This window comes from Plantactinospora sp. CNZ321 (assembly GCF_004217235.1).
Genome location: NZ_SHKQ01000001.1, coordinates 2,148,003 through 2,160,783, shown reverse-complemented (window position 1 = coordinate 2,160,783; position 12,781 = coordinate 2,148,003). Strand labels below are relative to the sequence as shown.

General features: G+C 69.9%; 12 protein-coding genes, 1 pseudogene and 1 riboswitch. Of the genes and pseudogenes, 8 read left to right on the top strand and 5 right to left on the bottom strand.

Features of this window, described 5'->3' with window-relative positions; all coding sequences use genetic code 11:
• The first annotated feature begins 338 nt into the window (after positions 1-338).
• A complete protein-coding gene (locus tag EV371_RS09640; RefSeq protein ID WP_130461749.1) occupies positions 339-1,445 on the top strand; it encodes a ThiF family adenylyltransferase in 1,107 nt (368 codons plus the stop codon).
• On the top strand, positions 1,442-2,698 hold the full coding sequence (locus tag EV371_RS09635; protein WP_130461748.1) for a hypothetical protein: 1,257 nt from the start codon (positions 1,442-1,444) through the stop codon (positions 2,696-2,698). The genes EV371_RS09640 and EV371_RS09635 overlap by 4 nt, the downstream gene beginning before the upstream one ends.
• Here EV371_RS09635 and EV371_RS09630 read toward each other — a convergent pair.
• The 3 genes from EV371_RS09630 to EV371_RS09620 all read right to left on the bottom strand — a co-directional run bounded on the left by EV371_RS09630 (position 2,679) and on the right by EV371_RS09620 (position 4,736).
• A complete protein-coding gene (locus EV371_RS09630) occupies positions 2,679-3,500 on the bottom strand; it encodes a DUF4230 domain-containing protein (protein WP_130461747.1) in 822 nt (273 codons plus the stop codon). The two genes, EV371_RS09635 and EV371_RS09630, sit on opposite strands and share 20 nt — an antisense overlap.
• A 160-nt stretch (positions 3,501-3,660) precedes the next feature.
• A complete protein-coding gene (locus EV371_RS09625; protein ID WP_130461746.1) occupies positions 3,661-3,849 on the bottom strand; it encodes a DUF397 domain-containing protein in 189 nt (62 codons plus the stop codon).
• Positions 3,850-3,860: 11 nt separating this feature from the next.
• Entirely contained in the window at positions 3,861-4,736 is an 876-nt protein-coding gene (locus EV371_RS09620) for a Scr1 family TA system antitoxin-like transcriptional regulator (protein ID WP_130461745.1), read from the bottom strand.
• Positions 4,737-5,121: 385 nt separating this feature from the next.
• Here EV371_RS09620 and EV371_RS09615 point away from each other — a divergent pair, with 385 nt between their 5' ends.
• The 6 genes and pseudogenes from EV371_RS09615 to EV371_RS09590 all read left to right on the top strand — a co-directional run bounded on the left by EV371_RS09615 (position 5,122) and on the right by EV371_RS09590 (position 10,044).
• The gene (locus EV371_RS09615) at positions 5,122-5,364 is read left to right on the top strand and encodes a hypothetical protein (protein WP_130461744.1); all 243 of its coding nucleotides are present in this window, start codon (positions 5,122-5,124) and stop codon (positions 5,362-5,364) included.
• Between the two features lie 53 nt (positions 5,365-5,417).
• Positions 5,418-5,540: pseudogene (locus EV371_RS09610) on the top strand (bifunctional 5,10-methylenetetrahydrofolate dehydrogenase/5,10-methenyltetrahydrofolate cyclohydrolase); the annotation flags it as partial.
• 85 nt (positions 5,541-5,625) lie between these two features.
• Positions 5,626-5,713: riboswitch (ZMP/ZTP riboswitch) on the top strand.
• A gap of 30 nt (positions 5,714-5,743) precedes the next feature.
• Entirely contained in the window at positions 5,744-6,664 is a 921-nt protein-coding gene (locus tag EV371_RS09605) for a tetrahydrofolate dehydrogenase/cyclohydrolase catalytic domain-containing protein (protein ID WP_130461743.1), read from the top strand.
• A 57-nt stretch (positions 6,665-6,721) separates the two neighbouring features.
• Positions 6,722-7,225 (top strand): sigma-70 family RNA polymerase sigma factor, encoded by a 504-nt coding sequence (locus EV371_RS09600; protein WP_130461742.1) that lies wholly within the window; start codon positions 6,722-6,724, stop codon positions 7,223-7,225.
• Entirely contained in the window at positions 7,218-8,663 is a 1,446-nt protein-coding gene (locus tag EV371_RS09595) for an extracellular solute-binding protein (RefSeq protein ID WP_130461741.1), read from the top strand. The genes EV371_RS09600 and EV371_RS09595 overlap by 8 nt, the downstream gene beginning before the upstream one ends.
• A 211-nt stretch (positions 8,664-8,874) precedes the next feature.
• Positions 8,875-10,044: a glycoside hydrolase family 10 protein gene (locus tag EV371_RS09590; RefSeq protein ID WP_130461740.1), complete on the top strand. Its 1,170-nt coding sequence runs from the start codon at positions 8,875-8,877 to the stop codon at positions 10,042-10,044.
• 124 nt (positions 10,045-10,168) lie between these two features.
• On the opposite strand, the gene EV371_RS09585 is transcribed toward EV371_RS09590, so the two are convergent.
• Both EV371_RS09585 and EV371_RS09580 read right to left on the bottom strand, forming a co-directional pair.
• On the bottom strand, positions 10,169-10,936 hold the full coding sequence (locus tag EV371_RS09585) for a DUF427 domain-containing protein (RefSeq protein WP_130461739.1): 768 nt from the start codon (positions 10,934-10,936) through the stop codon (positions 10,169-10,171).
• Positions 10,936-12,735, bottom strand: coding sequence for a glycoside hydrolase family 15 protein (locus tag EV371_RS09580; RefSeq protein WP_130461738.1), 1,800 nt, complete (start codon positions 12,733-12,735; stop codon positions 10,936-10,938). Before EV371_RS09580 ends, EV371_RS09585 begins: the two co-directional genes overlap by 1 nt.
• Positions 12,736-12,781: the final 46 nt, after the last annotated feature.

Below are 12,781 nucleotides of genomic sequence, written 5' to 3'. Positions count from 1 at the left end.
GTGCCGGCACGAGTGCCGGTGTCCGCACCGAGCCGCCTGAACAGATCCTTGAAACCGCAGGTCACAGCCGCTTTGACTGACGCAGTTTGGTCGACAACGATGTATGTACTCGCGAGTCCACCAGATGAGAGAAGGTGGTAAGACTCATGTCCAAGAACGAAGTCAAGGTGCCGGTGCGCGAGACGCGCAAGCCGCGGAAGGTAGAGATCCGGAAGCTCGACAAGATCGAGACGACCGTGCTCTGCAACGGAGCGAGCGCCTGACCGTTGCCCGGTCGAAGGCTGGGCCGGCGCCGACGTGTGCGGCGTCGGCCCGACGGTTAGGGATGCGGGTGGCGCATGCAGAAGCCGCGGGTGAAGTCTGAGCACGAGCCGTACCGACTGGCCGATGGCCGGATCCGGATCGGGGGCGGAGTATTCGGGATTGCGGCCGAGATCTCCGACGCCGACGGCGTGGCCTGGGCCACGCTGCAGGCTATGGACGGTACCCGTAGCCTGGACGAGATAGCGGCCTATGTGTGCGAGCAACACCCTTGGCTGTCTACACAGGAAGCCGTGGCGGTAACAGACCAGCTGATCGCCTCGGGGTACGTGGAGGACGCAGCTGCTGCCGTACCGGACGCGTTGAGCCCCCGTGAACGCGAGAGGTACAGCCGCAGCCAGGCATTCTTCCGCTGGGTCGATCTGCGCCAGCAGGCCCATGGCTGGCAGGCTCAACTGAGGCTGCGCGATGCCAGCGTGCTGGTACTCGGCCTGGGCGGGACCGGTGCCACCGCGGCGTGGGCGTTGGCGGCTTCCGGGGTCGGACGACTCCATTGCGTCGACGCTGACGTCGTCGAGTTGTCGAATCTCAACCGGCAGATGCTGTACACCGAGAGCGACGTCGGCCGGGCAAAGGTCGACGTCGCGGTGGAACGCCTGCGCCGGTTCAACTCGGATATCGCGGTGACCGGCGAGCGGTTGCGGGTGACAGCGCCAGAGGATCTGACAAAGCTGCTGGTCGGGTGCGATGTGCTGGCCCTGTGCGCGGATGAGCCCCGGGGCGCCGACGGGATCCGGGCGTGGACGAACCGTGCCTGCGCCGCTGCCGGCGTTCCCTGGGTCGGCGCCGGATACAACGGACCGCTGGTGACGGTCGGTACTTTCACGCCCGGCGGCGGAGCCTGTTACGAGTGCCTGGTGAACTCCGAGCGCGAACGGCAACGTGCGCAGGCCGAGCGCGACGAGGCGTCGATGGACTTCGTGCTGGGGTTGGGCGGCCCCGGCGTGATGGCCGCCTCGGCGGGAATCTCGGGCCATCTCGTCGGGCACGCGGTGATTGCGGTCCTCACCGGGGCGCCGGAGCTCCCGACCGGCTGCGTCTACGGAGTCAACCTGGTGGCGCCTGATCATCTGGTCATGACGGGGTCCCCTGGCCGGCAACCTGGCTGCCCCGTCTGCGGATGACCACGATGATCATCGAGGGATCGTCCGCGGTACGGCTCCATGAGCTGCATATCCGGCCCGATGGCGACGAGTGGGTCGTAGGTCGGATCGACATCGGGGAGTTTGTGGCCCTACCCGTCGTCGGGGTGCGCGCCATCGATCTCCTCCGCGAGGGTTGCAGCGTCGAGGTGAGTCAGGATCGCCTAGTTGCGGAAGGACTCGGCGAGATCGATGTCGCGGACTTCGTCACCGAGCTTGCCGAACTAGGGTTTGTGGCCGCGATCGATGGGCGCGAGGTGGCGTCGTTGCCGCCGATTCGGCCAACCTTCCCCTGGCTGCGGCCAGCCCACACCCGGTGGGTGCAGGGCCGCGCGATACGCGTCATCGTCGGCGTCGTGATCGCCGCAGGGCTGATCGCGGCGGTCACGCATCCTCACCTGCTCCCAACGCCCGAGGTGATGGTGTGGAGCACCAGCGGCAGCCTGGTGCTCCTCGGGCAGGCCATCCTGTTCTGGACGTTGATCTTCATTCACGAGTTGGCTCACCTGGCCGCTGCGCGAGCCGTCGGCGTTCCGGGCCGGATTCGGTTGAGTACACGCCTCCATTTCCTCGTCGCCCAGACGGATGTGACCGGAATCTGGGCCGCGAATCGAACGCAACGGATGACCGTCTACCTGGCAGGTATGGCGCTCGACGCCTCAATCGCATCGATCGCGACGCTGGTCGTAGTGGTGGCGAACCCAACCACGGCGGTGCACCGGATTTCCGCTATCGTCCTGCTGAGTGAGGTTCTCCTGCTCGCCCCGCAACTCCTGATATTCATGCGGACCGACCTCTATTTCGTACTGCAGGACCTCACTCGCTCGCGCAACCTGTACGCAGACGGTTCCGCTTTCGCGACGTACCTCGCCGGGAGGCTGTGGCGAAGGTCGGCGGCGATCGATGATCCGAGCCGGCAGCTGCCACGCGGCGAGCGTCGTGCGGTGCGCGGCTACACCGTGCTGCTCGTCGTCGGTACGGCAGCATGCCTGGGCGTCGCCGTCGGCGTGAGTCTGCCGGTTGCCCTCCATCTGATCTGGCAGGCTGTCCATGCGTTGAGCGCCGGCAGCGCCTGGCTGGAGATCGCCGATGCCCTCGCCACGATCCTCGTGGTCGTCGGTTTCCAACTCCTCTGGTGCCGGCTCTGGTGGCGTCGGCACGGGGCACGGATCCGCCGGTGGACCAGCGACACGGCCGCGCACCTCACCCGTCGGTCTACGGCTGGACGTAGGTGACGGTCACCTGCTCGTAGCCGAGTGACCGGAGCATCTGGTCCAGCATCTTCCGGGTGTTCTCCTGGGCGCGCTCGCCGAGCCCGCTGCTCTTGGCCGCCTCGCCGATCTTCTGCTCGGCCTTGAGATAGACCTGCCGCTGCCGGTTCGGGTCGCCGCCGAAGACCTCACCGAGATGGTTGAGTATGCCGCGATCCTCGGCGAAGATGTAGCTCCGCTCCAGGTCGAGGTTGACCTCGCCGAGCTGCGGTGCCGGCAGCTTGATCTCCACCGACTTCCGGTCCTCGGAAACCACCACCGCGTCGTCACCGAGCGCTCCGAAGTCGACGTACGCGTCGACGGTGCCGGCCCCGACGAAGAGGGTCCGCTCGCCGAGGAGGAAGTCCGGGACGTACTTCCGGTCGTTCTCCAGGTCGACGACGACCTCGAAGTTGCCCTCCGCCGCGACGAACCGGCTGAGGTCCTGGATCGACTTCAGCAGCGGCGGCTGGCTGCGGTCGGTCTGCTCCTTGGCGAACGGATTACGCCAGTCCGGCAGGATCCCGCTGACCTGCACGCCGAGCACCAGCACGGCGACCACGCCGATGATGCCGACCAGGACGAACACGCCACGGCCCCACCGGCTGCCGCCCGACGGCTCCGGGTCGGACTGCTCCGGTCGGGCCTCGTCCGCGTCGAACGGCCGGGTGTCGTCGTGCGTCGTGCCGTCGGCCCAGGGGTCGGCCGGGCCGGGCGGCGTGGCCTGCCCCTTCGCATAGCCGGGGAACTCACGCGTGGGCTGGTTGACATCGCCTTCTCGGGACATCGGCCCTCACCGTCCTTGTCCAAAGGAGCATCTGAGGAAAACGGTACGGCCCCGGTGCGACACTCGCGAGTCGAGCCTTACCGACCCGGATCGGCCGGACGTTCACGCAGCTCAGGAGGCTACTGTCCGCCCCTGCGGCGCCAAGGACCGGCCCAGACCATCAAGGCTGTTGCGGAACTGTTCCGGTGGAGGCGATGAACGCGCACCACGCGGCCGAGGTGAACGTCAGCACCGGGCCGCCCTGGTCTTTGCTGTCCCGGACCATGACCACACGGGGCGCTGTGGCGACCTCGACGCAGTTGCCGCTTGAGCCGGACCTAGTGCTCTTGCGCCAAATGACGCGAGCCATGCCGTGCCCTCCTAGGTGCTCAGGTCTGCCGCAATCGCACGCAGCGTATCTCGCGTGGGCTTGGGTGCCAGCGCAAGGGCTTGCAGTTGCTCGTGTGCCGCGGCGTACGCCGTAACCTCCCCAGGCTGTTCCAGGTACAGCGCTCCGGTCAGAGTGTCGACGTACACCATCCGGTCTTCGGCCGCGTCCGGGTACGGGGCCGGCATCGGCGGGAAGTCGAGGATCACAAAGCTGCCGTCGAAGCCCACTCCGGCCGCGTAGGGAAGTAACTGGATGTGGACGTTGCTCCGGGTCGAGTCTTCGACCAGCCGGTTGAGCTGCCGTTGCAGTACCTCGGGACCGCCGACCATCCGGCGAGCCGCACCCTCGTCGATGACCACCCGCAGCATCGGTGGATCGTCGCCCGTCAGAATGGCTTGCCGCTCCATCCGTAGTGAGACTTGTCGTTCCACCTCGCCGTCTTGCATCGGGACGGGGGCGCCCTGGAATGCTGCCCGCGCATACTCCTCGGTCTGCAGCAGGCCGGGGACCATCTGGCACTCGTAGGTCCGAATGACGGATGCCTCTGACTCCATCCCGACGTATGCGGCGAACCAGTCCGGCAAGACGTCGCTGTACCGCTGCCACCAACCGCGTTGCTTCGCTTGCCGGGCCACCGTGATCACGGCTTCGGCCTGGTCACCCTCCACGCCGTACAGCGTCAGGAGCGCCCGTACGTCGTTCGGATGTGGGCGGACCTCGGCTGTCTCGATCCGGCTGAGCCAACTCGCGTCGTGATCAACGCGCCTCGCGGCTTCTGATGACGAGATCCCTGCCCGCTCGCGGAGCTGGCGCAGGGTCAGCGCCAGGCGCCGCCGCCTGACGGTAGGGCTCTGGCGTTGACGCATGCCGTCATCTTGCCATGCGGAAAACCTGAGTGCTGATCACAAGATGCGATCCGCATTTTTGTAATCCGCATATTGCGGATCGCTCTTTTGCGTGGGACGGTGATGCCGGGTGCGGTGGTCGGATGACCAACCCGAAGGCCCGGCCACCGCGCTCCCGACCGACGGGAGGTCCGGGCGTGTTCTTGATCCGCTGGTGCTTGCGGGAGTTCATGCTGTGGGCACGCAGGCGACACGGGCCGGTGTGGTCACATCTCCACGACCGAGGGTTCTGTCGGTGCGGGGACGACTGGCCGTGTCGTCAGTACGGGGAGGCGTGGTACCGGAGTGCGCGGCGCAGCCGGGTCAAGGACTACCGGTGGCATGAAGGCCGCTGGGTGCGGGTCCGATGAACCGCGCGCCCGTGCCCGGGGACGTGATCGGGGTCGGTGCAGCGGCCAGCGTTCAGTTCGGGGGAGAACGGAAGTTGAGAATGCGGGTCGTCGCGGTGGACTTCCGCGCGACCTACTACGGGTATGCCTGGATCGCCGGCTACATGCTCGACCGGGACGGCATGGCGATTGACAAGCGGGAGATCTTCGTCCAAGTCGCCGGACTGGTGCTGTTGCGACCTGCGGCAAGGCGCACCTGACCCGCGCTGCCTCCGACCCCTGATGTCGTTCGGCTGGAACGGCGGCCGCTGCCGACGAGTCGTGCGGGTCGGTCGCCGGGGCGATCACTCCCCGGGTCGGCGGGGTCGGCCCGACCACCGTGGCGATGCTGTTCCACAACGCCGTCGAACTGGCCGAGCGGCAGAGCTGTCAGTAGTCGATGTAGACGCGGACCCGCATGCCAGGCTGACACATGATCGTTGAGTACCCACGTTCTCGGAGCTCCCCGCGGGTACGCTGCCCCCGGCGGCCGTGACTGGCGTCGGGTGGAGCACCACCGGGAAGCGGACGCCGGACTCGACTCCGTCGCCGTACGCCTGGGTGTCGGGGCTTTCCCCGTCGAGAGGAAGCCCCGTGCCCATGTCCGAGACCCGCACCGAGGCCGCGACCCACACCGCCCGGCTCCTGCCCGGCGCCCCCGTCGCCGAGGCGGTCTTCGCCGACGTGACCGTCCGGGTCGCCGCACTGCGCCGCAGCGGTGTCGCGCCGAGCCTGGCGACGATCCTGGTCGGCGACGACTCCGCCAGCGCCGGCTACATCCGGATGAAGCAGCAGCGCGCCGCCGACCTCGGCTTCGCCTCACCCCACGTCCACCTGCCCGGCAGCGCGAGCCAGGCCGACCTGCTCCGGGCGATCCGCGAGTTCAACGAGGACCCGACGGTGCACGCCATCCTGGTCCAGCACCCCACCCCGGCCCACCTCGACTATCCGGCGGCGGTCCTCGCGATCACCCCGGCCAAGGATGTCGACGGGCTGCACCCCGAGAACCTGGGCCGGCTCGCCGCCGGGCTGCCCGGCCCGGTGCCGTGCACCCCGGCCGGAATCGAGGCGCTGCTCGCCTTCCACGAGATCCCGGTCGCCGGTCGCGACGTGGTGATCCTCGGTCGCGGTACGACCCTGGGCCGCCCGCTCTCCCTGCTGCTGGGTCGGAAGCGACCGACCGCCGACGCGGCGGTGACCGTCGTACACAGTGGGGTGCCCGGCTGGGAGCGGCACACCCGGCGGGCCGACATCGTGGTCGCCGCGGTGGGCGTACCCGGAATCGTGCGGCCGGAGCACCTGCGGCCCGGCGCGGTCGCGATCGGCGGCGGTGTCCGCTACCGGGGACGGCGGCTGCTGCCCGACCTCGACGAGTCGTGCGCGTCGGTCGCCGGGGCGATCACTCCCCGGGTCGGCGGGGTCGGCCCGACCACCGTGGCGATGCTGTTCCGCAACGCCGTCGAACTGGCCGAGCGGCAGACCACCGCTTCGATGGGTGATCTGAAACACCTCGACCGATAGGTTCGAGGTGCAGCGAATCGACGGCGGCCGGCGTTAGGAACGCGGAGGAGGAGCCTGATGGCCCACGGTGCGTTCAGCGACGCCGAGGAGTTCGCTCGGGCGCGGTTGGACGCTTTGCGGCGGTTCGCGTACCTGATCAGCGGCAGCGCGGCCGAGGCGGACGACCTGGCCCAGATCGCGGTGGTCGAGGTCTGGCAGCGGTGGCCGAAGGCCGGCCAGAACCCCGAGGCATACGCGAGACAGGTGATCGTGACCCGCAACGTGAGCCGGTGGCGGCGGTGGCGCCGGGAGGTGCTGACCGACGACATCGAGCACCGGCCCGACGACCCGGCCGCGACCGCGGTGGGCAACGGCGCGCTGTGGCAGGCGTTGCAGCAGCTCGGCAAGGCGGAACGGACGGTCGTGGTGCTGCACGTGCTGTACCGGTACACGTTCAGCGAGATCGCCGGCATCTGCGACGAGCCTCCGGGCACGGTTTCCAGCCGGTACGCGAGGGCCAAGCGCGTGCTGCGGGCGCACCTGGCGCCCGCACAGTCGACGATTCGGAGCGGACGTGGTTGACGAGGAAGGTCCGGTGGACCAGCGGCTGGCCGAGGAGCTGGCCGTCACCCTGACCCAGGCCCAGGATGCCCTGCCGGCGAGCGCTCCCGGTGCGCTCGCGGCGATCCGCCGGCGCTACCGGCGCAGGCGTCGGCAGCGGGCCGGGTTGGCCAGTCTGGCGGTGGCGGTGCTGGTGATGGCCGTGACCCTGACCGGCGCGCAACTGCTCCGGGCGGTGCCGTCGGTGCCGACGGCCGACGATGCGGCGCAGGGGACGATCCGGGTCTGGGCGATCACCCAGCCGGGCACCGAGCCCGCGCTGCGCAGGTTGGTGAATCGGTACAACCGCGGCGCCGAGGTCGACGTGGATCTGACCACCTTCGGCAACGAGGAGTACAAGGAGAGGCTGGCCAGCGGAATCGGCTCGCCGGACGGCCCGGACGTCTTCGCCAGTTGGGGTGGCGCGACCCTGGCCGGGCTGGCCCGGGACGGGCTGCTCGTCGACCTGACCCCGATGTGGAACGAACCCGCCGTCGCCGACCGGTTCCTGCCCAGCGCGCTGGCCGGCGGCATGGTGGACGGTCGGCAGTACGGCATCCCGATGGGCGGCACCCACCCGGTGGTGCTCTTCTACCACAAGGGCATCTTCGAAGAGGCCGGCGTGCGGCCGCCACGCAGCTACGCCGAGTTGCTCTCCCTGGTGGAGACGTTCCAGGCCCGGAAGATCACCCCGATCGCGCTCGGCGGCGCCCAGGGCTGGACCGAGCTGATGTGGGTGATGTACCTCGCCGAGCGGCTCGGCGGCCCGGGCATCACCGCTGACATCGTCGCCGGCCGCCCCGGCGCCTGGTCGAAGCCGGCGGTGATCCAGGCGCTGCGCGAGGCGCAGGCACTCGCGCAGCGGGGCGCCTTCGGTACCGACTTCGCCACGACCGGCTACGACGACGGCGCCGCACCCGGGCTGCTGGCCCGCGGCCGGGCCGCGATGCAGCTGATGGGGACCTGGGAGTACCCGACCCAGCTAGCCCGGAACCCGAGGTTCGTCGCCGAGGGCGAGCTGGGTTTCGTGCCGTTCCCGGCGGTCGCCGGCGGGGTCGGGAACCCCGCCGACCTGGTCGGGGTGCCGACCCACTACTTCTCGGTGGTCGCCGGCAGCCGGCAGTCGGCGGCGCTGGAGTTCGTCCGGACCGTCGCCTCGGACGACTACCTGGACGCGCTGGCCGCCGACGGCGAGGTGCCGCCGGTGACCGACGCGGCCGACCGGCTGCGGGGAACCGAGCACGCCGGGTTCGGCAGCGCGGTGCACGAACTGGTCACCGCGGCTCCGTCGTACGGGCTGGCCTGGGACCAGGCGCTGGAGCCGGCGGCCGCGACGGCGCTCCTCGACAACCTGCGCCGGCTGTTCCAGGCGGAACTGACCCCGGAGCAGTTCGTGGCGGCGATGGCGGAGGTCGACTGAGCACCACCTCCGGTCCAATTAGCATCTCTGGCCCCCTTGAGGAAGATCGAACCGCCGCTGCAAAGTGTCGGATCTCTGACAGTTGTTTCGGCAGCAAACCCGGGGCCGACCGGCGTTCCGGTAGGGATCGACGTGCATCCGTCCGCCGCGCGCCGATCCCCGCCGGTCCCGGCCGGCGGCTGACGAACCACATCCTGGAGGCCTTGTTTCGATGAGAAAACTTCGGATAGCTCTGGCCGGCGTGCTCGCGGTCGGTGTGATCTACACGGTCGGGCCGTCGACCGCCACCGCGGCCCCGGCCCAGGCGCCACTCGCCGTCGCACAGGCCAAGGGCGGCAACTCCGCCGCACACGCACACGGACCCGGCCGGACGTCCACGGACCTGCCGCTGCGGGTGCTGGCCAGGAAGCACGGCCTGGGCGTCGGTACCGCGATCGACATGGCCGCCCTGGAGTCCGACGCCGTGTACCGCGAGCGGGCAGCCCGGGAGTTCTCCGCGGTCACCGCCGAGAACGTCATGAAGTGGGCCGAGCTGGAGCCGACCCGGGGCCAGTACAACTGGGGCCCGGCCGACGAGCTGGTCGAGTTCGCCCGGCGCAACGGGCAGAAGGTGCACGGCCACACCCTGCTCTGGCACAGCCAGGCCCCCACCTGGCTGACCGACGGCGTCGCAGACGGCTCGATCGACTCCGCCGAACTGCGCACCATCGTGCGCAACCACATCACCACGGTGGTGAAGCACTTCCGGGGCAAGGTCCGGGCCTGGGACGTGGTCAACGAGGCGTTCACCGACGGCGACGCCCCGGTGCTCCGGGACACCATCTTCCGCCAGCACCTCGGCCCGAACTACATCGCCGACGCGCTGCGCTGGGCGCACGCGGCCGACCCGCGGGCCAAGCTCTACCTCAACGACTACGCCATCGACAACATCAACCCGAAGAGCACCGCCTACTACGAGCTGGCCAAGCAGCTCCGCAAGCAGCGGGTACCGCTGCACGGCATGGGCTTCCAGGGCCACCTCGACCTCCAGTACCCGCTGCCGATCGACGCCCCGCAGAACCTGGCCCGGTTCGACAAGCTCGGCCTGGAGACCGCGTTCACCGAGGTCGACGTGCGGTTCTTCCTGCCGGTCGACACCTACAAGGAGGCCGGGCAGGTCGGTAGCTTCAACACCCTGCTCCAGGCCTGCCTGCTCACCCCGCGCTGCGTGATGTTCACCGTGTGGGGCTTCACCGACAAGTACTCCTGGGTTCCCGGCTTCTTCGACGGCCAGGGCTCGGCCACCCCGTTGGACGAGAACTTCCAGCCCAAGGCCGCCTACCAGGGCCTCCAGCAGGTACTCGCCGTCGCCTCCGGCTCCAACGGCAGGCGCGGCTTCTAGGAGGTCGGTCGGGAACGGGTCCTGCCCGTGCCCGTTCCCGGCCGCCTCGCCACCAGCAGCCATCCCACCACCACCCGGTCTCCGGCCGGTCCGGTTTCCCACGGCCGGGCCGGCCGGAGCGGGCCTACTCCGCCCAGCGGGTGTTCGGCCGGGGCATCTTCTCGCCGTCGACGAAGATGTCCGTCTTCTCGTCGAAGAACGCCACCATCCCGGCGATCGGCTGGATCAGCTGGCTGGGAAAGTCGTACGCCCAGGCCACGTCCTGGTGTGTGGTGTCGCCGACCCGGACCGACCAGTAGTTGCTGGTCCGACCCTTGTACGGGCAGACGGTCGCGGTCTCGGTGGGAATCAGCCGCCCGAGGTCCACCTCGGCGCGGTTCAGGTAGTAACGGGTGGGTACGCCCGTCTCGAAGACCAGCACCGGCGACTGCGACTCGGCCAGGACCTGCCCGGCGATCTCCACCCGGACCCGCCGGGTCGACCGCAGCGCGTCGATCCGGGTGTACGGGTCGCGCGGGTGCACGTAGACCTCCTCGTCCTCCTCGAACCAGGTGTCCAGGGCGTCCCACTCGAAGCGCACCATGTTGGCCAGCCCCTCGACCGACTTCTCGGTGTGCACCCGGACGGAGCCGGGCCGGTAGCTGTCACCCACCTGGAGGCCGTACTGCCGGGCGGCACCCCCGCTGAACTGCTGGACGTCGTGCTCGTCGACCAGCAGGTCCTCGCGGACGTCGGCGAGCGGGATGTAGTAGTGCGGGTAGTGCTGCCATTCCCAGACGTACCGGGCGCTGTTCGTGTCGAGGACCCACTCGCCGTTCAGTAGGGCGCGGATGCGCCGGGGACAGGGTTCGATGTGGTCGATCGGAACGATCGCGCGTGGATAGAGGGACATCAGCTTCCTCTCTCCGCCGGTGCCGCCCCGGCCGGGGCGGTGGTGAGTTCCCAGGCCGCACCGATCAGTCCGACGTGCGAGAACGCCTGCGGAAAGTTCCCGAGTTGCTCCCCGGTGTGCGGGTCGACCTGCTCGGCGAGCAGCCCGAGGTCGTTGGCGACGCCCGCCACGTTCTCGAACATCGCCGCCGCCCGGTCCCGTTCGCCGGCCAGCACCAGACACTGGACCAGCCAGAAGGAGCAGATCGTGAACGCCGCCGGATCGCCCGCCCAGCGCCGGACGAGGCCACCCCGGGAGAGTCGCTCCTCGATCAGCCGGATGGTCGCCCGCATCCGGACGTCGGTGGCGGGCAGGAAGCCGACGATGGGCATGAGCAGCGCACTGGCGTCGAGCCGGTCCGAGCCGAAGGCGCCAGTGTAAGCACCGACCTCGGCGTTCCAGCCGTCCCGGAGTACCGTCTCCCGGATCTCCTCCCGGGCCGCCGCCCAGCGGGCCAGGTCGTCCGGGGCGCCCAGCCGGTCACCGAACCGCATCGCCCGGTCCAGCGCCACCCAGCACCCCACCTTGGACGACAGGTAGTGCCGCTCGGTGTCCCGGGCCTCCCAGATCCCGGCGTCCGGCTCCCGCCACCTCGCCACCGTCTGGTCGGCGAGGTCGCGCAGCAGGTCGCGGACCTCCGCACGCATCGGGTCGAGATAGTCGCGCAACCGCCAGGCCGCGTCCAGCAGCTCACCCGGCACGTCGAGCTGGCGCTGCCGCCACGCCTCGTTGCCGACCCAGACCGGGCTGCTGTCCGCGTACCCGCGCAGCGTCTCGATCCGGCGCTCGGTCAGGTCCCGCTCCCCCTCCACGCCGAACATGATCGGCACCGGCTCGCCGTCGGTCCGGCCGACGGCCGAGGCGACCCAGCCGAAGAGCCGGTTCGCCTCGGTCGGGCAGGCCGCGACCCAGAGTGCCCGCAGGGTCAGGCTGAAGTCGCGCAGCCAGGCGTACCGGTAGTCGTAGTTGCGGTCACCGCCGAGCGCCTCCGGCAGCGAGGTGGTCGCGGCGGCCACCACCGCGCCGCTCGGCGCGTAGGTGAGCCCCTGCAACACCAGGGCGTTGCGCCGGACCAGCTCCGGATAGCGGCCCTGGTAGTCGTGGTGGGCGGCCCAGGACCGCCAGCCCGCGACCGTGTCGCCGAGCGGGTCGGCGGCGTCGACCTGGTGCGACGCCACCTCGTGGAAGGTCGGCCGGTACGCGAGGACGAAGGTGTCCCGCTGTCCGGCGCCGACGGTGAACCGGGCCGTCGCCTCGGATCCCCGCACCGCCAGCGGCATCGGGGCGGTCAGCGTCAACGTCGTCGGCCCGGAGGTCGCGACCAGCCGCCCGTCCCGCCACACCAGGTACGCGATCCGCCGGCCGTACTCGAACCGGGGCGAGTACGACAACACCATCGGAACGATCCCGGAGAGCCCCTCCACGATTCGGACGAGTACTCCGGGGGAGCGACAGCCGATCCCGTGTCCCCGGGCGCCCGGCTCCAGCAGCAGTGCGTCGGTCAGCGACACCTCGCCCTGCTCGGTCCGGAACACCGTACGCAGCACCAGGGTGTCCGGCAGGTACTCGCGGCGCACCTCGAAGCGCCCGGCCGGCCGGATCCACCAGTGCCCACCGGCGACGTCCAGCAGCCGGCAGAATACCGAGGGCGCGTCGAACCGCTCCGGGCACCACCAGTTGACCGAGCCGGAGCGGTCGACCAACGCGGCGCTCCGGCCGTCGGCCAGCAGCCCGTGCGCGGCGATCCCTCCGGCCTCCACGCGACGGCCTACCCCCGGACCACCGGCTCTAATCCGGAAGCGCTGC